Annotated in this window: 20 protein-coding genes and 1 other RNA gene; 7 read left to right on the top strand and 14 right to left on the bottom strand. The window is 36.6% G+C overall.

Annotated features, from left to right (window positions below; genetic code table 11):
• Nucleotides 1-17: 17 nt before the first annotated feature.
• Nucleotides 18-1,181 carry a F0F1 ATP synthase subunit A gene (gene atpB, locus FRZ67_RS09510; protein WP_147189327.1) on the bottom strand — a complete coding sequence of 388 codons (1,164 nt, stop codon included), beginning with the start codon at nt 1,179-1,181 and terminating at the stop codon, nt 18-20.
• A 148-nt stretch (nt 1,182-1,329) separates the two neighbouring features.
• Nucleotides 1,330-2,172, bottom strand: a complete 843-nt coding sequence (locus FRZ67_RS09505; protein WP_147189326.1) for a penicillin-binding transpeptidase domain-containing protein — start codon at nt 2,170-2,172, stop codon at nt 1,330-1,332.
• A gap of 252 nt (nt 2,173-2,424) precedes the next feature.
• Here FRZ67_RS09505 and FRZ67_RS09500 point away from each other — a divergent pair, with 252 nt between their 5' ends.
• The 5 genes from FRZ67_RS09500 to porN all read left to right on the top strand — a co-directional run bounded on the left by FRZ67_RS09500 (nt 2,425) and on the right by porN (nt 9,552).
• Complete coding sequence (locus FRZ67_RS09500) at nt 2,425-4,551, top strand: thioredoxin domain-containing protein (protein WP_225975561.1); 2,127 nt, start codon at nt 2,425-2,427, stop codon at nt 4,549-4,551.
• Nucleotides 4,552-4,694: 143 nt separating this feature from the next.
• Nucleotides 4,695-5,981 carry a T9SS ring complex lipoprotein PorK/GldK gene (porK, locus tag FRZ67_RS09495; RefSeq protein ID WP_147189325.1) on the top strand — a complete coding sequence of 429 codons (1,287 nt, stop codon included), beginning with the start codon at nt 4,695-4,697 and terminating at the stop codon, nt 5,979-5,981.
• Nucleotides 5,982-6,088: 107 nt separating this feature from the next.
• Entirely contained in the window at nt 6,089-6,850 is a 762-nt protein-coding gene (porL, locus tag FRZ67_RS09490) for a type IX secretion system motor protein PorL/GldL (protein ID WP_147189324.1), read from the top strand.
• A 56-nt stretch (nt 6,851-6,906) separates the two neighbouring features.
• Nucleotides 6,907-8,427: a type IX secretion system motor protein PorM/GldM gene (gene porM / locus FRZ67_RS09485; RefSeq protein ID WP_147189323.1), complete on the top strand. Its 1,521-nt coding sequence runs from the start codon at nt 6,907-6,909 to the stop codon at nt 8,425-8,427.
• A gap of 24 nt (nt 8,428-8,451) precedes the next feature.
• Nucleotides 8,452-9,552, top strand: coding sequence for a type IX secretion system ring subunit PorN/GldN (gene porN, locus FRZ67_RS09480; protein ID WP_147189322.1), 1,101 nt, complete (start codon nt 8,452-8,454; stop codon nt 9,550-9,552).
• Nucleotides 9,553-9,992: 440 nt separating this feature from the next.
• Here porN and uvrC read toward each other — a convergent pair whose 3' ends face one another.
• The 5 genes from uvrC to ssrA form a co-directional block, all read right to left on the bottom strand.
• Nucleotides 9,993-11,795, bottom strand: coding sequence for an excinuclease ABC subunit UvrC (gene uvrC / locus FRZ67_RS09475; protein ID WP_147189321.1), 1,803 nt, complete (start codon nt 11,793-11,795; stop codon nt 9,993-9,995).
• 15 nt (nt 11,796-11,810) lie between these two features.
• On the bottom strand, nt 11,811-12,365 hold the full coding sequence (locus FRZ67_RS09470; RefSeq protein WP_147189320.1) for a hypothetical protein: 555 nt from the start codon (nt 12,363-12,365) through the stop codon (nt 11,811-11,813).
• Between the two features lie 234 nt (nt 12,366-12,599).
• Entirely contained in the window at nt 12,600-14,063 is a 1,464-nt protein-coding gene (locus FRZ67_RS09465) for an outer membrane beta-barrel protein (protein ID WP_147189319.1), read from the bottom strand.
• A gap of 52 nt (nt 14,064-14,115) precedes the next feature.
• On the bottom strand, nt 14,116-14,694 hold the full coding sequence (locus FRZ67_RS09460; RefSeq protein ID WP_147189318.1) for an RNA polymerase sigma factor: 579 nt from the start codon (nt 14,692-14,694) through the stop codon (nt 14,116-14,118).
• A gap of 298 nt (nt 14,695-14,992) precedes the next feature.
• Nucleotides 14,993-15,367, bottom strand: a transfer-messenger RNA (tmRNA) gene (gene ssrA / locus FRZ67_RS09455).
• A 241-nt stretch (nt 15,368-15,608) separates the two neighbouring features.
• Here ssrA and FRZ67_RS09450 point away from each other — a divergent pair.
• Complete coding sequence (locus FRZ67_RS09450) at nt 15,609-17,417, top strand: MutS-related protein (protein ID WP_147189317.1); 1,809 nt, start codon at nt 15,609-15,611, stop codon at nt 17,415-17,417.
• A gap of 54 nt (nt 17,418-17,471) precedes the next feature.
• Here FRZ67_RS09450 and rseP read toward each other — a convergent pair whose 3' ends face one another.
• The 4 genes from rseP to ribD form a co-directional block, all read right to left on the bottom strand.
• Nucleotides 17,472-18,836, bottom strand: a complete 1,365-nt coding sequence (gene rseP / locus FRZ67_RS09445; RefSeq protein WP_147189316.1) for an RIP metalloprotease RseP — start codon at nt 18,834-18,836, stop codon at nt 17,472-17,474.
• Between the two features lie 244 nt (nt 18,837-19,080).
• Nucleotides 19,081-20,241 (bottom strand): 1-deoxy-D-xylulose-5-phosphate reductoisomerase, encoded by a 1,161-nt coding sequence (locus tag FRZ67_RS09440; protein WP_147189315.1) that lies wholly within the window; start codon nt 20,239-20,241, stop codon nt 19,081-19,083.
• A gap of 139 nt (nt 20,242-20,380) precedes the next feature.
• Nucleotides 20,381-20,989 carry an IMPACT family protein gene (locus FRZ67_RS09435; protein WP_147189314.1) on the bottom strand — a complete coding sequence of 203 codons (609 nt, stop codon included), beginning with the start codon at nt 20,987-20,989 and terminating at the stop codon, nt 20,381-20,383.
• The gene (gene ribD, locus FRZ67_RS09430; protein ID WP_147189313.1) at nt 20,989-22,098 is read right to left on the bottom strand and encodes a bifunctional diaminohydroxyphosphoribosylaminopyrimidine deaminase/5-amino-6-(5-phosphoribosylamino)uracil reductase RibD; all 1,110 of its coding nucleotides are present in this window, start codon (nt 22,096-22,098) and stop codon (nt 20,989-20,991) included. Before ribD ends, FRZ67_RS09435 begins: the two co-directional genes overlap by 1 nt.
• 127 nt (nt 22,099-22,225) lie before the next feature.
• Here ribD and prmC point away from each other — a divergent pair, with 127 nt between their 5' ends.
• A complete protein-coding gene (prmC, locus tag FRZ67_RS09425; RefSeq protein ID WP_147189312.1) occupies nt 22,226-23,086 on the top strand; it encodes a peptide chain release factor N(5)-glutamine methyltransferase in 861 nt (286 codons plus the stop codon).
• Here the strand turns inward: prmC and FRZ67_RS09420 are convergent.
• The 3 genes from FRZ67_RS09420 to FRZ67_RS09410 all read right to left on the bottom strand — a co-directional run bounded on the left by FRZ67_RS09420 (nt 23,079) and on the right by FRZ67_RS09410 (nt 25,445).
• Entirely contained in the window at nt 23,079-23,474 is a 396-nt protein-coding gene (locus FRZ67_RS09420) for an ExbD/TolR family protein (RefSeq protein WP_147189311.1), read from the bottom strand. The two genes, prmC and FRZ67_RS09420, sit on opposite strands and share 8 nt — an antisense overlap.
• Nucleotides 23,475-23,577: 103 nt before the next feature.
• A complete protein-coding gene (locus FRZ67_RS09415) occupies nt 23,578-24,258 on the bottom strand; it encodes a MotA/TolQ/ExbB proton channel family protein (protein WP_147189310.1) in 681 nt (226 codons plus the stop codon).
• 257 nt (nt 24,259-24,515) lie between these two features.
• Nucleotides 24,516-25,445 carry an SPFH domain-containing protein gene (locus FRZ67_RS09410; protein ID WP_147189309.1) on the bottom strand — a complete coding sequence of 310 codons (930 nt, stop codon included), beginning with the start codon at nt 25,443-25,445 and terminating at the stop codon, nt 24,516-24,518.
• Between the last annotated feature and the right edge of the window lie 2 nt (nt 25,446-25,447).

Genomic DNA, 25,447 nt, shown 5'->3' with positions numbered 1-25,447 from the left:
ATTGGTTTTAAAAAGACTTATGCAATTACTGCATCATCGTAAGCTGCTGTTGTTACCTTTTCGCCTTCTACATGATGATCTTGATGATGATCATTACCGTGTGTTTCTTCGATAGCCTGCCCGATGAATACTGCAGTAAGATTTGTAAAAATGAATGCCTGGATAAATGCTACCAGAACTTCTATCAAATATATAAATGTTGAAAATGCAATAGAGACAGGAGAAAATCCCCAGCCGATTCCGGTGCTGATATTTGCAAAAATGAATATCAGCGATATCAAACAAATAATGATAATGTGACCTGCGAGCATATTTGCAAAAAGACGAATGATCAATGCAAAAGGCTTGGTAAAAATTCCAAGAATTTCCACCGGGATCATGATTGCTTTAATGCCTCCGGGTACAGGAGGATTAAAGATGTGCGCCCAATAGTGTTTGTTTGCACTAAACATTATAACTATAAAAGAAATTACACCCAGCACTATAGTGAACGCTATATTACCGGTTACGTTCGCAGTACCTGGTATTAATCCAAATACATTATTTATAAGAATGAAGAAAAATACAGTTAACAGGTAAGGAAAATACCTTTCGTATTTATTGCCAAGGTTTGGTTTTGCTACTTCATCGCGGATGAAAGTGATAACAGGTTCCATCAGGTTTTGCATACCTTTTGGAGCAGAAGTAACACCCTGCCCTGCTTTGTAACGTTTAGCAATGGTAAGCATGATCCATACAAGTATAATCAGTGCAAGGATCATTTGTACTACGTTGCGGGTTAGTGAAAGGTCATACACTTTTACAGTTTCATCAATATTACCATTAGCATCAACTGCAACCACATTACCATCTTCCAGTTTGTAACCTTCGTAAGTAGCATGACCATGTTCAAATTTGGATGACATGAAGCTGGTAAAACCACGTTCAGGGGAATATAAAATAACAGGTAATGGAATTGTTACAGGGCCACTTGGCAAATCAAGAAAATGGAATTCATGGGCGTTTAGTACGTGTCCGAAAATAACTTCCTGAGCATCAAAGGCTTCTTTCTTTTTTTCATGATTTGCTCCGGATTTGGCAGCTTCATCGTTATTTTCCTGTGCTATTAAAGGTGCGGTAAAATGAGTAAAAATTAGGCTGAAAACCGCTACCAACAAGCATTTGACACGTTTTGATATCATACCGATCCTGAAATTTGGCGCAAAGATATGCGTTGAGAGATGAAAAACGGAATTTGGAAAGAAATTAATCAATACAATTTGGGAAAAAGTTACACATTCAATTTGTTACAACTGCTTTGGATCTTTTATAAACCAACTGAATTGATATTTATTTCTTGCCTTCAAAAAACCCTAATTGTTTAAGTATGCCATCTAAAATGTTTTTTCGTACGGTGGTAATATCTGTATCATGCGGGCCTTCAACATTTAGCACAAAAAAGTAGGGATGCTGGTTCTCTTCTATCCAGCCAATTATCCAGCCTAAAGCGTCTCCATTTTCAGTATTGCCCCAACCAGTTTTATAGCTGAGTTTGTAATTGGAGTTACTTTCCTGCAGCATCAGCTTCTTTACAATATCCTGTGGGCGGCCCTGGAAGGGTAATTGATTAAAATATAATTTTTTTACCAGTCCAAGTTGTTCATCAGGGGTTACTTTAAGCGAGTTATCAAGCCAGAAAGTATCTATGTTGTTGGTGATTTGGAATTTTTTATAACGTGAACCATAGCCAAGTGTATCAAGCCAACGTTGCATTGTATCTTTCCCAATTCTTCTGGACACTTCCTGGTAATAAGGTACAGCTGAAACTTTAAAGGCTTCTTCCATAGTAAGGTCCTTGTTCCACGCAGTGGCTGTATCACCGTTAGGAAATTTACGAATGATGCCATCCCATGGGATAATCATTTTCTCACCGGAAATTCTACCGGTTTGTATCCCTACCATGGAACTGATTATTTTAAAAGTAGAAGCTGGTAAATAGGTAGAATCTTTATATCTGCCAAGATTATAAACTGTAAACATCCCCTGGCCATTATCAAATAATCCAAATGTTCCGGTTACTTTGTTTTCATCAAAATACTTTTTCAAAGTATCGTCTTTAGTAACATTATTAGGCGCACATGCGGCCAAAGACAAAATAAAGGAAGCAGCAGTTAATCTGAATATTATCTTCATCCAAGAAAATTTGTGCAAAGCTAAAGCAGCGTGCTTTTAAAAAATAAAATATTCCGGTAGTGTTGGGCGCCTAACTTTGTAAGTGGTATGGATGGTTGTAATTACAATCTCCGGAATTTATTATTTTTAACCCGGCTATGCTGCTGCTATGAAGCTTTTGTTGCGTCGCACTCTTGTACTTGAGAATGATAAATAATCAACTTAATATTGTTGTTGTTCTGCTATTAATTAAGCATTGTTCTAAACGTACAAGTGAGTGACACAACAGGCGATGCTAACTGCCATGTAGCCTGGATCAAAAGAAAACCCATTTTCACTCTTTTGGAAAAAAAGTTTACCAACAGGTTAATTAAGGAAACAAGTCCTTATTTACTGCAGCATGCGCATAATCCTGTGGATTGGTTTCCGTGGGGCGAAGAAGCATTACAAAAAGCGAAAGAGGAGGATAAACCTATATTGGTAAGTATTGGGTACTCGGCTTGTCATTGGTGTCACGTAATGGAAAAGGAAAGTTTTGAGGATGAGGTGACGGCCGACATTATGAATAAACATTTTGTTAATATAAAAATTGACAGAGAAGAACGCCCCGACCTTGATCATGTTTATATGGATGCTGTGCAGACAATGACAGGGAGTGGTGGTTGGCCTTTGAATGTTTTTCTTACACCGGATACAAAACCATTTTACGGAGGTACCTATTTCCCACCTGTTCGCGCATTCAACCGCATGAGCTGGAAAGAAACTTTATATGCCATTAACGAATCTTACAGGGACAAAAGAGATGAAGTTGAATCGCAGGCAGAAAACCTTACACAGCATATTATAAATGCAAATTCTTTCGGCATTAGTAAAAAAGCAACAGATCAGATATCTAATTTTTTCTCGAAGGATGATCTTGACCTTATAGCAAAAAATTTGCTACAGTCTGCAGATAAAGAATGGGGTGGGTTTGGAAATGCGCCGAAATTTCCCCAAACTTTTTCTATACAGTTTTTGCTGCGGCATTATCATTTCACCAAAGATGATGATGCCTTAAAACAGGCATTATTGAGCATTGATAAAATGATGCAAGGGGGTATTCATGATCATTTAGGAGGCGGTTTTGCACGATATAGTACCGATGCTCAATGGCTGGCACCACATTTTGAGAAAATGCTTTATGATAATGCACTATTAGTAAGCATTTTAGCAGAGGCATATCAATTAACCGGGCAGGAAAAATATTCAGAGACTATCAAAAAAACACTCGCTTTTGTAGAACGCGAATTAACCTCACCAGAAGGGGGATTCTATAGCGCATTAGATGCAGATAGTGAAGGTGTGGAGGGGAAATATTATGTGTGGAGCAAAAATGAAATAGATCATTTACTGGGAAATGATGCAGAGCTGTTTGCAGAAGTTTATGGCATTTCCGGGAAGGGTAATTGGGAGCATACTAATATTCTATGGCTGAAGGAAACTATTGAAGTGCAAGCTAAAAAGATGGCCATAGATGAAATATACTTAAAAAATAGGCTAAAGTACTGTAGGGAAGTATTATTTAAACATCGCCAAACCAGAATAAGGCCTGGACTTGATGACAAGATATTGCTTGGCTGGAATGCTCTAATGATAACGGCTTGTTGTAAGGCTTATGCTGCTACAGGAGACGCTATTTGCTTAGATATGGCTGTCCGCAATATTAGATTTCTTGAAACCAATCTCAGGGATAGCAAAGGAAACTGGTTACATACGTGGAAAAATAATCAGTCGAAATACCTGGCTTTTTTAGATGATTATGCTTTTTTAATGCAGGCTTATATTCATTTGCAGGAAGTAACAGGGAGACAGGAATATCTTTTTGCAGCAAGAAATATTTTGACAAAAACTATTGATGAATTTTCTGATGAAGATGATACTTTCTTTTTCTTTACTTCTGTTTTACAAGAAGACATTATATTAAGGAAAAAAGAGGTTTATGATGGCGCTGTTCCTTCAGGAAATGCAGTAATGGCTTTCGATTTACTATACTTAGCAATGATATTTAATGAACGATTATGGCTTAAAAGGGCAGAAAAAATGTTGATATCGCTGGATAAAGTCGTTATTAAATATCCATATTCATTCAGTTACTGGGCAGGCTTATGGCAACATATGGTTACAGGAATAAATGAAATAGCTGTAACTGGAGAAAATGCGTTTACTATTGCTTCCCTAATAAACAAAAATTTTATACCTAATAAAATTATGCAATCGGCTATCCTTCCTACAGTAGGAATGCCATTATTAGAGGGGAAATTCAACGATGAAAATGAGACGTATATATATTTATGTAGAAATTATACGTGTGAAAGGCCTTTAAAAATAATTGATGACCTTATTTTGTTACTGAAAAATTAAAAATATACAATAAGACATAACGATTATCGTTAATAGTATTTTGTTGAGAAGTTGTAAAGGTAGTGCCCGATAATGAATGTGATGAAAAAAGTAAGATCACTATAATTTTTACATTTGCTCAATCCCACTTAATTATATAATAAATGAAAACCCGGTTACTAACAATTTCAGCTCTTACATTGATTCTTTTGGGATCTGTAAGTTGTTTCAAAAAAGGCAAAGCGAAAGGGGCGATTCCCGATAATGGCCAATTGATGGGTGTTTCTCCTAGCGCTGCAGGTGGTATGGGTAAGCCCATTGGTATGGTATATGTACCCCCTGGCACATTCCATATGGGGCCGAGCGATGAAGACATAAATTATAATCTTTCTGCGCGAAACAGAGAAATATCAATTATGGGATTTTGGATGGATGCTACGGAAATTACTAATAATGAATATCGTCAATTTGTTAATTGGACACGGGATTCACTTGCGGCGGTTCAACTAGGATATTTTAAACAAGGTGCCGAAGGTGATACGGCCATTGATTGGAAAAAGGCAGCAACTCTAAAATGGGGTGATAAGGCCGCAATGGAAAAATTAAGTCCATTAATGCTTACTCCTGAAAATAGGTTATATGGAAAAATGGAAATAGACCCTGAAAAAATTGTCTATAATGTTCAGGGATTTGATCTTAAAGAAGCTGCAAAACTAGAAAATAAAGGTAAACCAAGAAAAGATTTTATATATCGTTATAATCAAGCCGTTTATCCTGATACATTGGTTTGGATGAGAGATTTTTCTTACTCTTATAATGAACCACAAGCAAAGCGTTATTTTTCACATCCATCTTTTGGGAATTATCCAGTAGTAGGCGTAAACTGGAAGCAGGCTGTTGCGTTCTGCCATTGGAGAACACGTTATCTGAATGCATGGCTGATGAAGAATAAAAAAGCTGTTGAAAGTGATTTTAGGCTGCCAACTGAAGCTGAATGGGAATATGCAGCTAGAGGTGGCCGTAGTCAGTCTCCATATCCTTGGGGTGGTCCTTATTTAAGAAATATGAAAGGATGCCTTTTGGCAAACTTTAAACCTGGTCGTGGTAATTATGTAGAGGATGGGGGATTTTATACAGTAAGGGCAGATGCTTATTGGCCTAACGATTTTAACCTTTATAATATGGCTGGAAATGTTTCTGAATGGACATCTTCATTGTATTATGAAAGTGCCTATAATTTCGTACATGATATGAATCCTGATATAAGATGGAATGCATTAGATTCAGATCCTCCTCGTATGAAACGTAAAGTTGTGCGAGGTGGTAGTTGGAAAGATATAGGTTATTTCCTACAAACCAGTGCACGTCAATATGAATATCAGGATACAGCTAAATCTTATATAGGTTTTCGCTGTGTAATTGATTTACCTGCACAATTGAGAAAAAAATAAGTAATAATAATCATTAAAAATCAAACTTTTTGTCACTTAATAAAGTGAAGTGGCGGTATTCCTAAAAACAAAAACAAAATCAAAAGAAAATTTAAAAATCTAGTCTTATGGCAGCCCAAATTCCTCCAAAAGTAAGCCGAATCGTTGACATTTTTGTTTCTCTGGCAGCAGCAGTAGTAATTGTTGGTGCATTATTTAAAATTATGCACTGGAAAGGTGCAGATGAAATGCTGATCATTGGTTTAGGTACAGAAGCCTTGGTTTTTGGTGTGTATGGCGCCTTGTATCTAAGATATCCGGCTATTGATGATCATCAGGTAAAAATTGCAGGTGCAGATGCCGCAGGTAATCCAGCTTTAAAAACAATGGAAAAAATGTTGCAGGAAGCTGATATCACTCCAGCTAACCTTTCAAAATTAAGCGCAGGTTTTCAGAAATTGGGAACTACTGTTGATGGGATGAAAGAAATAGGAAATGTTGTTGCAACTACGAGTGAATTTGAGCAAAAAACCAAGGAAGCAAGCAAAGCAATGGGTGCGGTAAGTACAGCCTATGCTAATGTTGCCAATTCTGCCGTTGCTTTTAATAATGCATCCGATGGTGCAAAAGTCTTTCACGAGCAAGTACAGGTATTGACAAAAAATCTTTCTTCTCTTAATACAATATATGAGTTGGAATTAGCAGAAAGCAATAATCACCTTAAAGCTATGAATCAGTTCTATGGTAAGCTTGCTGAGGCGTCTAAAGCGATGACTAATACCGCAGATGATGCTAACAGAGCAAAAGATCAGATTGCATTACTTGCTGGTAATCTTAATAAGCTTAACCAGATATACGGTAACATGATTAGTGCAATGTCGGGTAAATAATTTTGATAATTAAGGAATTAGCATTAAACAATTAACAAAATTAAAACCGAAACAGAATGGCACTACCTAAAGAGCCGCGGCAGAAGATGATCAACCTGATGTATCTGGTTCTTACTGCCCTGCTTGCACTAAATGTATCATCTGAAATTTTGAATGCTTTCAAAACAGTTGATGCAAGTTTGATTAACTCAAACAATGTAATTGACGAAAAAAATAATACACTATTTAAATCCTTTGCCGAAAAAATTAAAGATCCCGCTACTAGAGAAAGGGCAGAGCTTTGGGGAACAAAAGCTGACAAGGCTAAATCTTATTCAGACGCCGTTTCTCAATATATCGATGGGCTAAAATTAACACTGAAAAAAGAAGCAGGTTTGGATCCCGTTAAAGGAACCTTTAAAGAAGATGCTCTTGAACCTTCGACAAGATTATTTGTAGAAAATAAGGAAGGTGCAAATCTTCTTAAAAAACTTACTGAATTCAGAAACAATCTTTTAGCAATTGATGACAGTATGGCCAAGGATATTGGCAGTACTTTACCGTTGAATCTGAATCCTCCTGCTAATGTAAATAGCGCAGCTGCAAAAGGAGACTGGGGCTATACTTATTTTCATATGACACCAACTGTAGCAGCACTTACAATTCTTAGCAAGTTTCAAAATGATGTGAAAAACAGTGAGGCACTTGTTGTAGACTACTGTCACAGAAAGACGGGTGAGGTAAAAATTATTTTTGACCAATTCCAGCCACTTGCAAGTCAAAGTTCAGAATATTTGATGCCAGGACAGGAACTAACAATACAAGGAGGGGTAGGAGCATTTAGTAAAGCTGCGCAGCCTACTGTTACTATCGATGGGCAAAATATTCCATTAAATGCTGATGGTGTGGCTGAATTTAAAACAAATGTTGGCGGACCTGGCTCATATTCTAAGAAAGTAGTTATTAGTTTTAAAAAGCCAGATGGAACACCTGGTGTTCTTGAAAAAGAAATCAAATATACAGTTGGTTCTCCTACCGGCGCTAGTGTTAGTGCTGATGCCGTCAAAGTATTATACATAGGATTGGACAATCCTTTAAGTGTTAGCGGTGGTAATGTGGGTGACGAAAGAGTTACCGCTTCTATTGATAATGGCGAGCTTGTAAAGCAAGGTAACGGAAAGTATATAGCTAGGCCCAGAAGTACGGGTAAAGCTAATATTACTTTGAGTATCGATGGTAAGCCTCAGGCTTTTGAATTCCGCGTGAAGAATGTACCAGATCCTGTTGCTAAAGTTGGTAATAATAAAGGAGGCCAAATGGGCGTTAATGAATTTAAGGCACAGTTTGGGGTACGTGCAGATCTTGAAAACTTTGTATTTGAAGGTGTTAAATTTAATGTAACAGGTTTTACTCTTGTAATGACTGGTGCTAATTTCCCAAATTTACAATACAGACAAGTTCAGGGAGATTCTTTTGATAAAGTAAGAGACTTAATCGAAAAAGCAAAACAAGGCACTACCGTTTCTATAGATGAAATAAAAGCAAGTGGCCCTGGTGGTACGCGAACCTTAGCTCCTATAGTATTTAATCTTCGTTAATATAGTAATAATAATTATTTCATCATGAGGACTCGATCATTAAAGTGGATTCTGTTTGCAGCAACGCTTATTATAACAGGTACATCCTTTTCCCAAACAAAGAAAAGAACTACAAAAAAGAAGACTACCTCTACAAGTGGTTATAGTACTTATGGCGGTAATCAAACTAATACAGGATCCTCTTATGGGAATACTAATAAGAAAGATACTACAGCAAATCCAAATAACGGCGGCTCCTCATATGGCGCAAACTATAGTTCTCTTGGTCGGGATACAACTCTGCCGATTGAAGTTATAAAAAATACTTCGGGAGGATTACTTGATACTACAAAAATGTCTTTAAGAAATGATGCCGGTATCGAGCAGAACCTTATTAAGGATAAATCACCTCTTGCATATGAGAATATACGTGAAGATGATGCTGTATATCGTGTTAGAGTTTGGAGAGAAATTGATGCGAGAGAAAAGCTAAATCTTCCTTTCCGTTATGCAGCTACAGAAGATAATGGTAACCAGAGATTTATTAGTATTCTTGTTCGGGCAATAAAAGATGGAGAAATTACCGCCTTTGATGCTGGAGATGATCGATTCACTACCCCTATTACACCTGATGCTGCCATTGCTGCATTTGGGAGTGGTTATGATACGGTCCCGAAATATGATCGCGATGGAAATATTGCTGGATACCAGGTTAGAGAAAAGGCAGTTGATCCTGATTCAATTTATAAGTTTAGAATAAAAGAAGAATGGATTTTCGACAAAGAGAGCAGCAGGTTATTCGTAAGAATTTTGGGAATAGCCCCTGTTGTAGGTCGCAAACTTTCAAACGGAGATCCAATACCTAATTCTGAAGGACCTGTGTGGTGGGTATATTATCCTGACGTAAGGCCCGTATTTGCAAAAGCACAGGTGTATAATCCAAAAAATTTTGGCGCAAGAATGAGTTGGGAAGATTTGTTTGAAAGCCGAATGTTTAGCAGTTATATTATCAAATCATCTTTTGATAATCCTTATGATGTTGACCTTGCTGCAGTTTACCCTAACAGCACACTTTTTCGTTTGCTCGAAGGGGAACGTATAAAAGACAAGATTTTTAATTATGAGCAATCGCTCTGGCAATATTAAAGAGGTTGTTTTATTATTTAAAAATCCCGCTGGTTTTCAATCAGTGGGATTTTTGTTATTATCCATCCCTATAGCCACAACTTTGCGTGGTTAATTTTCGCCAGATAAAATTCTATGTAGTTTGAAAAGAGCTGGTCATCAATAAAAGTAGTTAACAAGTAATCGAATCATGGGTATGCAGACTTATGCACAATTGTACAAGAGTGCGACGCAAGAAATGATGAGAATAGCAAAGAAGCCTGGACTCAAAAATGCTCATAACATATTTAAAATCAGTTTGTTAAAAGGCGTTAATCGTTAATCTGAAGTTAAATGAAAATATTTTTATCAACTTGTTTAAAAAAAATATTGAATATGAGTAATTAAACCGTAAATTTGTAACGGTTTTTCATAGGATATTGGATTTTAAAACGGGGTTGGATCTTCATCCAGGCCCCTTTTTATTTATGGAAATATTCATATACAATTTTCGCTTTCTTATCGCCGATAACTTTTGAAAGTGCTTTCTCTTCCTGAATACTTACATTTTTTATAGAACGAAATTTTTGTAGCAGCACTGTTGCAGTATTCTCTCCAATGCCTTTAATCTTCTCCAATTTATTACTGAATGTACCTCTTGATCTTTTATTACGATGAAAGGTAATACCAAAGCGATGTACTTCATCTCTTATGTAGCGTATCAATTTCATACTCTCACTGTTCATAGGCAATTTAAAAGATTCCGTATCCCCACTAAAGAAAATTTCTTCTTCATTTTTAGCTAGACCAACTACTGTGATTTCCCCTTCTAACTGTAGCAACCTTATACTTTCCATAGCAGCGCTCAACTGCCCCTTGCCTCCATCTATTACTATTAGCTGCGGTAAGGGTTGTATTTCATCAAGCAGCCTTTTATAGCGCCGGTAAACTACCTCTTTCATTGTAGCAAAGTCATTAATACCATCAACGGTTTTTACATTAAAATGTCTGTAATCTTTTTTGCTTGGAATGCCATTTTTGAAGCAAACCATTGCAGATACTGGAAAACTCCCCTGGAAATTAGAGTTATCAAAGCACTCAATATGTAATGGCAGTTGTGGTAATTGCAGGTCTTGCTGTAAATGATAAATAACTTGCTTTTTTTGTATATCTGTTTTCCCTTCCAGATGTAGTGTTTTTTTCTTTTTTATTTCATGTAAAAAATAGTCTGCATTCTTTTGAGAGAGCATTAAAAGTTTCTTCTTATCACCTCCTTTAGGTACTGTAATAACTACATTGTCAAAAGCATTTTCAATTTCAAACGGTACAACAATTTCATCACTTAAACTGTTGAATGTTTCTCTGAGATTTGCTACCGCAAAAGACAATACATCTTCTTCAGTTTCATCAAGTTTTGTTTGCAACTCAACTGTGTGTGTTTGCACAATAGTACCATTTTGTACCATCAGGTAATTAACGTACGCAATATCGTCTTCTTTTAAAATGGAGAACACATCTATATTAGAGATATGTTTGCTTACAATTACTGAACTGGATTGATAGTTTTCGAGATACTCAATTTTCTTTTTAACTTGTTCTGCTTTCTCAAATTTTAAATCAGCTGACAGGATGATCATTTCTTTTTTATAACGCTGAATAATTGGAGTTAGGTTTCCTTTTAGCATTTGCTTTATTTGTTGCAAGCCTTCAGCGTACTCCTGTTCGCTTTGTAATCCTTCACAAGGGCCTTTGCAATTGCCCAAATGATATTCAAGGCATACCTTGAATTTATTTTTTTCTATATTGCTTTGTGTAAGATTAAGCTTGCAGGTGCGTAATGGAATGAATTGCCTGATAAAGCTTATAAGCTCACGAACTCTTCCTGCTGAGGTAAACGGGCCTAAATATTCAGAACCATCATTAATTTTTCTTCTCGTCAAAAAAATACGTGGAAAGGACTCTTTTTTTATTACGATATAAGGATAGCTTTTATCATCTTTCAGGTTAATATTAAATCTTGGCTGAAATTGCTTAATAAGTGAGTTTTCCAATAAAAAAGCGTCTTGCTCTGAATCTACAATCGTAAATTCTATATACTGTATTCGTTGAACTAATTCATGTGTCTTATAACCAGTATATGTTTTGGTAAAATAAGAACTGATACGTTTTCTTAGACTCTTTGCCTTACCCACATACAATAATTCCTTCTTTTCATCGAAGTATTTATAAATGCCTGGTTGCAACGGAATTGTATGCGCAATATCCTGAAATTGTTTAGCTGTCATAATTACGCAACAAAATTAATCGTTACTACTCCATGAAACTGTTATCTGTTGAGTAGTTTCTTTATTTCCGGGCAGTTGTACAATTCTATTGATAAAGAAACTTTCTCCTGTTTTCCAGCCCATTTTTTCAATAATAGTACTATCTCCTTTTGTAAAGTTTTTAGCAATGAACACACGTTTTACATTATTTGTTATTGTGTCTAATAATATATCAAGTGTTTGTAAAGGCAACTTATTGGTTACACTTGTATATGTAAATGTATTACTGGCTGTAGTTACATCGTGAAAGATGGACTCTCGATAATATTTCTTTATGCTCCTGTCATTAATATCATCTTTGAGAAAAGGATTGGCTAATTCTTTGAATTTTGCTGAAGTAATTATTGCCGAATCATTTTTATTATCGGAATCAATGTAGGTATAGCGTATAACAGAAAAACTATCTCCTTTAAGTATTTGAGTTTTAAAGTACTCGTTAACAGGATAAAAAATGGAAGAATCGGTTGAAATAAATATATCTTCTTTTGTAGCATTCTTGTTATTGCATGACCAAACAAAAAAAGTAAGCATAAGAGCAACAATGATTTTTAATGAACTTATCTTTTGTTGAAAATTATTACCGAACGGTGAAAGGAATACGACGCAACTAAAGTTAAATAGTAGTACTGGCTTCTGCATCATACTTTAAAATATTTAAACACTGCAAAAATATTTTAAAAAGATAGTAAAGAAAGTATGTATTTACACTGCAACAAGTAAAAGCGTCTTACTATGTAAAAAAATATTGAAATTATGATTTGCTATTTATCTCAATGCTCTTGTTAAACCAAGTTTAATACCGAAATCAACAGGATATTCACGAATAGGGAAAGAGTTTGCCATTGTTGGCATAAGCTGGTAACGTAATTGAGGGCCTATTTGCCATCTGTATTTGCCAGTGTTGTACCCAAGATATGTTTCAAAATTGACGTTGATATTCCAATTGCGCATAAGCTGAGAACCATCTGCATAATTCTTATAGTTAGAAGTTATAATGAAGGGTTCTTTATCAAATGTATAAGTTGGTTGTATGGCAGTAGCAATACCCCAGGCAAATTTTTTATTTACAGGCCGCCAGTCAATACCAATTGGAACAGCTATTTCGTAATAACGATTCTTCAGCTTAATTGGAGAGCTTCCATCAATATTCCGAAAACCCGAAATGGTGTTGAAAACAAGGTTTGAATTATCTGCACTCAAGGCAACTGTTGCCGGTTCTGCACTATGTACAAATGCATCAATATTGTATTGTCTTGTGTTAAATTGAAGACCGGTACGTATCGCGAATTTTCTTCCGGTATTATATCCCAACGAAAATCCTATTTCATAGCCGGCTGCTGGCCTGTGTTGTATTACATGATTTAAGTCTACGATATAATTGGATGCGTATGGCAACGCTGTCACATATGATTTTGAAAGAGAGCCCTGTACATCGTCTACCAAACGCCTGTAGCTTATGGAAGGCGTTACAAAAAACTGAAAATCAAGTTTTGAAGATCTTTTCCCGATATTTAATAAAGAAGGACTTGATGTTGGCCTGGTAGCACCCAGATCAATATTTACCTGTGAGGAGCTAGCATTTCTCACATATGAAAATTCGTCATTATAAACTGCACTTGTAAAATAATATCCACTACTGTTTGGAACACTGAAATTATTACTGAAAATAAAACGTGCATCAGGTAAAGATGTATTGTGCAGTGTAGTAGCTGAAGTATTGTCGGCAATACTATTCTCATCTTTATTATCCTGTATTTGTACAGGTGCATTAACAGATGTTTTCTCAGGAATATTTATATTAGCCAAATGGTTTGCAGAGAATTCAGTTGATGGAACAATCAATAATTCTTCTGCCTCTTTTTCCTGGATAGTCTCCGTTACTTTAGCAATAGTTTGACGGGTAATATTATTAACGGTAAGATGATCAGCATAACTTTTCTCACTTTCAGTTATTGTAGTAGCTGTTGCCTGATCCTTTGATTGTTCATTTCCAGTCGACTGTGTTTTTTGCTGTACAATAAATTCAGAATGAGGTTTAACCGCAACTGTACCCACTACTAAAGCCGCAATAATAAATACAGCTATTATAGTTAACGCAGGCCATTTCCTGTATCCATGCACTTCGCCTTGTATCTTACGCCATACCTGGTCGGATGGATACATGCGATGTTGGTTAGCCTGGTTTTTCAGGAATTCCTCAAATTCATTATCGTATAACCGATTCCCCATAGAATCAATTCTGTAAAACAGTTAGTTGGTTTTATTATGAGTTGTACTTTCTTCATTTCTTATAAAATGCAACAAGCCTGAAATCTTCTTCTGGTTTATCCAATATCTTTTTCTTTACGAGTATTGATTCCAGCATTGCCTTTGCTCTTGTATACTGGCTTCTGCTGGTACTCTCCTCAATTTCAAGCATCTCAGATATTTCTTTATGATTATAACCTTCAATTGCATAAAGATTTAAAACAGTGCGATAACCAACCGGCAATAGCCTTATACACTCAATTACCTGTTTTGCCTGCATTATAGAAGGTATTGTTTCTTCCTTTACCGCAACATATCCTGCATAGCCTAATTCCAGATTCTCACTAAATTTCTTGTACTTTTTCAAAAAATTGATGCAGGTATGTACAATAATCCTCCTTATCCAGCCTTCAAAAGAACCTTTATTTTGAAATGTATGTATCTGGGTAAATATTTTTATGAATCCTTCCTGCAGCATATCTTCAGCGTCTTCACGGCTTTGCGCAAACCTGTAACACACCGACAGCATTCTAGGACTGTATCTGTTATACAGTTCTCGTTGTGCCGCGGGATTATTTTGAAGGCAGCCCGCCAGAATAGTTTGTTCAGTCATGCAGGTAAATGGGATTACCCTATAAATATAGACAATTTTTTCATTTTATTGCTGCATCGGTTTTCTTAGGAAAACCCCTGGAATTTTTTAACAGGCTTTTTCCGCTTTTGTATTACTCTTTTGAAGACTAGATTGTACAAGCTTTATAATGCGTTTTCAGAACAAAACAACAGGCTCATATTTTGATAAGCCTAATTATTAAGCCGAACGATAAAGTGCTTGCGACGCAACGATGCCGCTATGAAAATATATTGCTGGTATTATAAATAAAAAAAGCCTGCAAAACTGCAGGCTTTAAATGTGGAGCTGGCGGGACTCGAACCCGCGTCCAAACACAATTACCATAAGCTTTCTACATGCTTATTTCATTATTATTTGTCGGCGCAAAACAGGAAACGAACCAACCGATCCTGCGCTTAGCTGTATAGTCTTAAGCAACGGTCACAGCCTTCCATTGCAGCATTCTGTGTTTGTTTTTGAGTCGGCGGCGGAGCTTGGTAACAGAACAACCTGCTCAAGCGGCCCTAATGACTAACTAATCACTGATTAGGCAGCCATGGCATACTGAGTATTGCCATTTAAAGTTTGAATCTTCAGATTAAAGTGCTAATGATACAACGCACTGCATGCTTACACCTACCGTAACCTGTGCTGTCAAAACCAATACAGCCCCATTTAATTTACAATTGATGATTGTAGATTTTAGATCTGTAAAAATATTTATAAGCCAATCTGCATTACTGCTATTAAACTGTTGTTGCGTCGCACTCTTATGCACTTTGTTCTTTATGCAGCAGTGAGAAACGGTTCCATGTTTTCACAATATCGTATTCAGAGAACTATTAAACGAACAGCAAATTTACAAAACAACTACTTATTAATTTCATAAAACTCTTTTCCGTAGCTTCATCCGCATGAACCAGGCTGAAAATTCAACAATATTTTATAGTAAAAGAATAGCAGAACTTGAACAAATACTAGAGCGGCTACATAGCAAAAGAAAAATGCTCGGCTGGTTGCGCTTTGGAATATTGATGTTAACCTTTTTGGCGGTTTATGTAACGTGGGATGCTGATACAGCTTACATTATCACTCTCGCAGTGGGCGGTGCAACTCTATTTTTATTTGTAGTTTCAAAAGATGTAAACAACAAAGAGGCTATAGAAAACTATGAAACATTGGTAGCCATTAATAAAAAAGAATTGGCATTTTCAGATGGGGATTATTACAATGAATATGATGGCAAAAATTTAGAACCGGAACATCACCCATATGCGGCTGATCTTGACCTGTTTGGCAAAGCTTCATTATATCAATACATCAACAGGTGCAATGCAGAAAAAGCGAAGCTGCTACTGGCCAAAAGATTATTACAACCATTAAACAAAAAAGAAATTTTATTACAGCAGGAAGCCGTAAAAGAATTATCTGCAAAACCTCTATGGCGTCAGCAATTGCAGGCATTTGGAATAAAACAGAAAATATCAATTAATACTGAAAGACGAGTCTTTAACTGGCTGAAGGATGAAAAAGAAAAATATTTTGATATGCCTGTTTTCAAAATAGCACTTTATATTTTTCCATTAATAACCATAAGTACTCTGATTTTATATCTTTCAGATTTTATAAGTACATCAATCTTTTCATTGTGTATTATAATTTTTTATTCAATCTCTTTATCGGTAAGTAAAAAAATTACACCTACTTATAATCTTCTGTCAGGAATCGTTACAGAAGTCAATGTGCTGTACAATGAGTTGAACTGGTTTGAAAAGGAATCATTTCAAAGTGAGCTTTTGATTGTAATGCAAAATCAAATCAAACACAATGATACAAAGGCAGCAAATGAAATATTGAACTTAAAAAATATCCTCAATCGTTTCGATGTAAGGTTAAATGTATTTGCGTTTATCATTCTTAATACTTTTTTGTTGTGGGATCTTCATCAAATAATGGCACTAAAAAAATGGAAAGTACAAAACGAGAATCATGTTCCTAAATGGTTCAGTATTATTGCAGAAATTGAAGTATTAAACACAACTGCTACGCTTGCGTTCAATCATGCTGAATGGTGTTATCCGATTATTAGTGATACACATTTTATATTAGAAGGAAAAGAAATCGGTCATCCATTAATTCCTGCAAAACAAAGAGTCAACAATTCGTTCAGCATCACCGGAGCAGCAAAAGTTGATTTAATCACCGGTTCAAATATGGCCGGCAAAAGTACTTTCCTGAGAAGCCTTGGCATAAACATGATACTTGCTTATGCCGGTGCTCCTGTTTGTGCGGAAAGCTTTACAGTATCTATCAGTAAACTTATGAGCAGTATGCGTATTACTGATAATCTTGCGGAAAACACTTCTACATTTTATGCCGAATTAAAGAAGCTAAAATCAATTATTGATGAAGTAAACAAACAAGAAAACTTATTTATTCTGTTGGATGAAATTTTGCGGGGCACAAATTCTTTAGACAGACACACTGGTTCTGCAGCTTTAATAAAGCAGCTTATCAAAAAGAACGCAGTGGCTTTAATAGCCACACACGATGTTGAACTGGCTAGGCTTGAAAATGATAATCCTGCAAACATTTCGAATTATCATTTTGATGTTCAGGTTTCCGGTGAAGAATTGTATTTCGATTACAAATTAAAAGAGGGAATTTGTACAAGTTTAAATGCATCACTGCTTATGAGGAAAATAGGGATTGAATTAGCATAAATAAAAATGCACCTTCTTCATGATGGTGCATTAAAGTAGTATAAAATATTTTTTTTACTTAAACATCCTGAAAATATCCAGTCCCAGCGCATAAGCCATTAAACCAAGCAAGAGCACCATCCCAACCATTTGCGCATATTCCATAAATTTATCGCTCGGTTTTCTGCCGCTGATCATTTCAACCAATGTAAACAAAGCATGACCTCCATCGAGACCTGGAATCGGTAGCAGGTTCATTAATGCAAGTACCAGCGAGAAAAAAGCTGTTAGGCCCCAAAAGCCCTGCCAGTCCCACTTTGGATCAAACATTTTACCAATGCTAAAAACACTACCCAAAGATTCGTTAGGATTTACCTTACCACTAAAAATGAGTTTCAATTGTAGCCAGTAGGATTCAAGTGTTTCATAACTTTTTCTAAAGCCTGCAGGAACAGCTGTTAAAAAAGTATAATCGATCTTTTTCACTTCAAAAGCAGAATCAAGAAAATGCTCATCAATATTATTTGCTATACCAATAATACCTGTTTCAGGCACAAGCACTTTAGCAGGAAGTGTATCTGCTCCACGCAGTATAGTAAGATCAACAGTCTTCTTTTTGTTTTTCACAATCTCATCTCTAAACTCATCAAAAAATATTATTGGCTTTCCATTCACAGCAAGCACTTTATCATTTTCTTTCAGGCCTGCTTTTGCTGCAGCAGATGTATCAGATTGTAAAGAATCTATTGATGTGAAAGGCACACGCAAACCAATATAACCAAGATCTTTAAAATGTATCAGGTTACTGGAGAAATCATCAGGAATTGCTATGTTTACTTTTTCTCCATTTCTGTCAACTGTAAGATTCTTTGTAGAGTTTAGCAGCACGCTCATTCTTATCTTATCAAACTTATCTATATATTGCCCGTCAGCAGTTAGGATTTTATCGCCGCTTTTTAGACCAATGCTCTGCGATAAAGAATCTGTTGCAATGCCGTAAGTCATTTTATTGGTAGGAATATATTCCTCACCCCAATGCCAAAGCATCATTGCATAAATAAGAAAACCAAGAATAAGATTAACCACAATACCTGCCAGCATAATAATCAATCGCTGCCATGCTGGTTTGCTCCTGAATTCATAAGGCTGAGGAGGCAGTTTTAATTGTTCCTTATCCATGCTCTCATCGATCATGCCGGATATTTTTACATATCCACCAAACGGCACCCAACCAAAACCGTATTCAGTCTCGCCAATTTTTTTCTTCCACAAACTAAACCATGGATTAAAGAACAGGTAGAATTTTTCCACGCGGCATTTGAACCAGCGTGCAGTAAGAAAATGTCCTAATTCGTGCAGCGTAACAAGTATTGAAAAAGATAGAATAAATTGTAAAGCCTGCATTCCCGTATTACCCCAGTTGATCGCTAATAAAGTCATACTTCCTTAAATCCCTACAGGGACTTTTTTTGTTTTTAAATTTATGAACCCAGCTTTTGTTTTTTAATAAAGCTTCCGTTGCGTCGCACTCTTCAACGTTCTGTTATCTGCTGAACATGATTACACTTTGCTGAATAAAGAACAAGACGTACAAGTGAGTGACACAACAAAAGCTAAATAGCCCTGAAAAAGCAGGTGCAATAATAGCACATTCATCGTTAACGAAAACAGATATTATGTTTAGCTACATCTGTATAAGAGAAGCGGCAAAATTGCGGGCCTCGCCGTCGCTGTCAAAATATTCATCTAAAGTGGGATTTTCTATGAACGTGATTTTGTTCATGGTACGTTCCACCATTTCTGTGATGTCCAGAAAACCAATGCGGTTGCGCAGGAAGGCAAACACGGCAATTTCATTGGCAGCATTAAGAATGCAGGGCATATTACCACCCTTATACAATGCCTCTGTGGCAAGTACAAGATTGCGGAACGTGCGTGTATCAGGCTCTTCAAACGTTAGTGTATTAGGCTTTTTAAAATCATAGCGTGGAAACTGGTTAGGTAATCTTTCCGGGAAACCCAAAGCATATTGAATGGGCAGTTTCATATCTGGCAAACCCATTTGTGCTTTTACGCTGCCGTCTTCAAACTGCACCATACTATGAATAATGCTTTGCGGGTGAATGACTACCTGTACCTGTTCGGGCTTTAAGTTAAAGAGCCACTTTGCTTCTACCATTTCAAGCCCTTTGTTCATAAGTGTTGCAGAATCTATAGTGATTTTTGCACCCATGCTCCAGTTGGGATGCTGCAATGCATGGTCTCGTTTTACATTGACCAAAAAGTTGGGTTTCTTGCCAAGAAACGGGCCGCCGCTCGCCGTAAGAATTACTTTTTCAATGGGGTTCCTGCTCTCGCCAACAAGACATTGAAAAATAGCGGAGTGCTCGCTATCCACGGGTATTACCGGAGCCTTGTTTTCTGAGGCTTTGCGCATTACAATATCACCGGCAACTACCAGTGTTTCTTTATTAGCCAAACCAATTGTCTTACCATTTTCAATAGCTTTCAAGGTGGGTTTCAATCCTGCAAAACCTACGATAGCAGCCAGCATTATATCATAGCAATCCATTGCGGCAACCTCATCCAATGCATCTTCGCCTGTAAATACTTTTACATGGGTTTTGGAAAGTGCATCTTTTACCCGCTGGTATTTTTTCTCATCCACTATTACCACCATATTGGGCTCAAACTTTAATGCCTGCTGAATAAGTAATTCATCATTGGTATGCGCAGTAAGTATCTCAACGGAGAATTTATCAGGATTGGCAGCAATTACTTCCAAAGCCTGTGTACCGATTGAACCTGTAGAACCAAATATTGCGATGCGTTTTTGAGCAGTCATTATTTCACTTTGTCATTATAAAGTCAGCAAAGATGGTAAAGATAATGTAAAGAGGAACGAAGAAAGAATAGAAAATGAGCTTAAATAAAACAGCCTTAATCTTTTCCAATTGAACGCTATAAACAAAAACCGTTCCCTATTATTTAATCTTTTGAACTTCTATGTTTCGAAGATCACGGATCTTGTACAAAAATTCTTCAAGCCTGCTCAAAGGCACACCAACTTTTAAAATGCAGAATAACTGTGTTTCCTGTGCCAATATGCTGCAATTGTATTTTTTTACAAGGATCATCACGTCATTCATCTGCGTGTAATCGTACTGCAACATATAATTAACTTCTACCGCTTTTGCAATTATCGTAGTTAACTGCAACGCCATAGATGTGGCGTTTTTATAAGCATTAATAAGACCAGGCACCCCTAATAAGGTGCCGCCAAAATAGCGAACTACAACAACCAGCGTATTGGTAAGCTCTTTACTGTCTATTTGCCCAAGTATTGGTTTGCCTGCTGTGCCGGAAGGTTCGCCATCATCGCTTACACGAAAATTATTGCCATCTAAACCAATGCGGTAAGCAAAGCAATGGTGCACTGCTTTTGGATGTTCTTTCTTTAATTGCTGCAAATGATTTTTAAATTCCTCAACATCTTTTATAGGGAAAGCATACGCCAGAAAGCGACTGCCTCTATCTTTAAATTCGGCTACGGATTGCTGACCTACTGTATTGTAAAACTCCTTTTGTTGCATTAATTAGTTTTCTTGTAGTGAGCTATCCTGTCATCCAAAATTTTTGTTGAACCTGTAAATTGATGATTGCTTAACTCCGGTGCTGCTAAGCCTTCCTCAACAATCAATAACTCGTTTGTTATAATTCTTGCTTCATCCCACAAGCCTTCATCAATAAAAGTTTGCAGCAGTTTTGCGCCACCTTCTACCAGTATACTTTGAATATTATTTTGGTAACAGGCATTGAGTATTTGATGAACAATACTTACATCATCTGTAACCTGGTAAAGCCCCCCTCTAACTCCCCCCGGTGGGGGGAGAATTTTGAAAACATCTTCTGAATGTTGCAATGTGTTAAAAATAATTGTCGGTTGTTTTCCATCAAAGATTTTCAAGTTGCGTGGCAAACGCAAATGCATATCCACAACCAACCTTGTTGGGCTTTTACCACTCCATAACCGGTTTGATAATTCAGGATCATCCAATAAAGCAGTGTTGGTACCAACCAATATCGCGGCTTCTTCACTACGCCATTTATGTACGAGTTTATTGGTCAATGCATTTGTAATAAGTAATCTTTTATCTGTTTGTTTTAAAGCCCTCTCCTTTGGAGAGGGTTTGGGTGAGGTTGCAATTTTTTTATTCGCTGTTTGCGCCCATTTCAAAATAATATATGGTCTGTGTTCTGAATGAAATGTAAAGAATCGTTTATTCAATTCTTTGCAAGCTGATTCAAGTACACCAACTTTTACATCAATACCTGCGGCTAAAAGTTTTTCAATTCCTTTGCCATCAACTTCTTTAAAAGGATCTCTGCAACCAACAACAACATTTGGAATTTTCTTTGCTATGATAAGATCGGCGCAGGGTGGTGTTTTGCCAAAATGTGCACAAGGTTCAAGTGAAACATAGATAGTGGATGAAGCAATCAAATCATGATCCTTTTCTGCAACACTGTTAATACAATTTACTTCCGCATGTGCCTTGCCATATTGCATGTGATAGCCTTCGCCAATTATCCTGCCTTTATATACCAACACCGCACCCACCATAGGATTGGGGGCAACAAAACCTGCTCCCATTTCTGCAAGCTGTAAACAACGGTGCATGTATTGTTCGTCTGCTGTCATTTATTTTTATTGGCCCAGCTGTATTGCTACTATTAAATGTTGTTGCGTCGCACACTTGTACGTTCTGATCTTTACGCAACATATTTGCAAGCCGCAAAACTAACCGAAATCATCTTAACATTGCAGTATGGGCATCCAGGAAGCTTATACTCAACTCATGTATCAATTGTTTGAACTGTATGATGACAGGGAATCAGCCAATATTGCAGACTGGACAATCGAACATATTACTGGCTTCAAAAGAATTGACAGAATAACCAATAAGCAGTTTCCTTTAAATATTTTGCAAGAGGAATCGCTAAAAACTTATACAGAACAATTACTACAACACAAGCCTGTACAATATATTTTGCACGAAGCTTGGTTTGCAGGAATAAAATTTTATGTTGATGAAAATGTATTGATACCAAGACCTGAAACGGAAGAACTGGTAATGTGGATTGTTGAAGAGACTAAAAAGTCAAAAGTAAAAAATCAAAAAGTTTTAGATATTGGAACTGGTAGCGGTTGTATTCCTATTGCTTTGAAAAAGAAACTCCCGGAACTTGATGTGCATGCATTAGATGTTTCTGAAGACGCATTAAATGTTGCAAAGAAAAATGCTGTAACACAAAACGTAGATATAACTTTTTATAAAACAAATATCCTCGACAGGGATAAATGGAACTCACTTCCACTTTTTGATATCATTGTAAGTAATCCACCATATATAAAGCAATCAGAAGAAAAAGAAATGCGTGATAATGTATTATTGCATGAACCACACCTTGCATTATTTGTTCCCGATGAAGACGCTTTATTATTTTATAAAACTATTACTGAACTTGGCTTGCAGCATTTAAACAAAGATGGTCAACTTTTTTTTGAGATCAATGAGATGCTGGGAAATGAAGTAAAGGATTTACTTAAGCAGAAAGGCTATTCAAATATTGAAATAAAAAAAGACATGCAGGGAAAAGACAGAATGGTAAAAGCAAGCTTTACTTAACAATAGCTACAACCTTTGCCCCGGCACGTTTAGCGCTTTGCATAACTTTGAATACTTCTCCATAATATGCAGAAGTATCTGCATTAACAACTACAGAAGGTGTATCTACAAAGGCTCTTTGCTTCATTACTTCTGCTTTGAGAATAGTATCGATCATGTTTATATCAATAAGCTTTTGACCAAGATATAATTTCTGTGCCTTATCAATAGAGATTACAATATTCTGTTTTGCTTTTGTATCTTTTTTGCCCGCAGGGTTATTCACTTTTACAATATTTGGATTGGCAAGTGTAGATACAATAAGAAAAAAGAACAACAGTATGAACAGGATATCGTTCAGCGCATTAGCGTGAAGTTCTCCATGTGATTTGCTTCTTTTCAGTTTCATTTGTCTTTATTACTGTTGTTTCCGTTTGAGAAAAAATCTGAACGTACAAGTGTGCGACGCAACGAAAGCTTAATGCTTATTCAAAAGCTTAGCTCATAAAAAATTAGCGTGTTGGCTCCTGCAACATATCTACAAAATCTGCGCTTGCTGCTTCCATTTTATTTACCGTTTTACCGATCTGTGCATTCAAAAAATTATAAGCCAGGTAAGCAAGCAAACCAATGATCAGACCACTTGCAGACGTTACCATTTTTGTATAAATACCACCCGCAATGGAAGCAGGTGTAAAATCTCCTGTTGTACTGATGGCCGAGAACAATTGCAACATACCAAAGATGGTTCCAAGAAAACCGATCATAGGCGCAATGCCATACACCAGCGATAAAATAGAAATATTGCGTTCCATTTTATACACTTCAAGATTGCCTACATTCTCCATGCTTTTTTCAATGGCATCAATTGGTTTACCAATGCGCTGAATGCCTTTGTCTATAATGCGTGCAACAGCATTGTCAGTATTTTTTGCAAGATTTCTTGCAGCGCTCAGGTTGCCTGTCATAATATTATCGCGGATGATGCTCATAAAATTTGCATCGATCTTTGAAGCTTTATTAATAGCAAAAAAGCGTTCAAAAAAAACAAAAATGGTGGCCACAAATAATGCGTATAAAGGATACATCAAAAAACCGCCTTTCTGTAATATGCTCCATGCACTTTCTGTTTGCGGCGCTACTGCATTTATGGCTGTTGTAACGCTGTCCTGAACCTGTAATAATACAACCATGATATAAATTAGGTTTTTGCTAAAGTATGTGTTAACTCAAAACAACGGACAATGTGTGTATAAATTATCAACCTGTGTATGATTTAAGAAAGATTTTGCACAAAGGGGAAAATTATGAACCCGGCTAAAGCAGTTGTGGCGTCGCCTGTTGCGTCGCACACTTGTACTTTTTATCCTTACGCAGCAATAAAACAAACAACAAAAAAATATCGGCCGGAAATTTCCGGCCGATATTTCTACTGTTTACTAATTAGTTATTATTTCTGTTTATCGGTATTCATCTTCAACATGGCCATTATCTGGTTCATTGTTTTTTGCATGCCATCTGTACTTCCATCAAGAAACATAATATTGCCTTTACCAACTTCAGCAAAATTTTTGATTGCTTCTGTCCACATGCTAAAGAGAATAACGTTTGTGTCAAGGTTGGCTTGTTTCATTTGTTCTGCAGCCTGACTCATACCTTTGGCCACTTCTTCTCTGAACAATGCAACGCCTTGTCCGCGCAATCTTGCAGCTTCTCTTTCTGCTTCTGCAGCTATTTTTATAGCGTTACCTTCTGCTTCCGCCGCTTTTGTTTTTGTGATCAATAATGCCTGGCCTTCATTTTCTGCAGCAGCTTTTAAATTATTACTGGCAACAACTTTGCTCATGCTGTCAATAATTGCCTGATCGAATGTTATATCATTGATCTGCAAATCAAGCAGATGGTAACCCCATTCTTCCAGCACATGATCTACTTCAAATTTTACAGCATCAATAATTTCTTTTCTCAAACCAAGAATTTCTGCCTGGCGTTTCGTAGCTACAAATGAACGGATATTACCTTCAATTGTTCTTACCAATGCCTGCATCAAATCCTTATCACTAAAGAATTTGAAAGCTACTTTTTTGATCGTTTCTTCCTCTGCACCCATTACTGCATAAAGCAGCATGCTTTTGAAATATACATTGGCCTGGTCTGCAGTAACCGCCTGGAATTCGAGTTCCACAGAACGGTTCTGTATACTGATACGTTTATATATCTGTTCTATTACCGGGATCTTGAAATTCAATCCCGGCTTTAAAACACGCTGATATTTGCCAAACATTGTTATTACACCAATGGTACCCTGGTTTATAGATACGAACCCGCTAAAAAATATAAAGATTATGACGAGCACCCACCAGTAAGAAATAAATTCCATAT

The sequence above is a fragment of the Panacibacter ginsenosidivorans genome (genome assembly GCF_007971225.1).
Classification (GTDB): domain Bacteria; phylum Bacteroidota; class Bacteroidia; order Chitinophagales; family Chitinophagaceae; genus Panacibacter; species Panacibacter ginsenosidivorans.
Note: the sequence above shows the minus strand (reverse complement) of the source record. Positions and strands in the feature narration are given on the sequence as shown.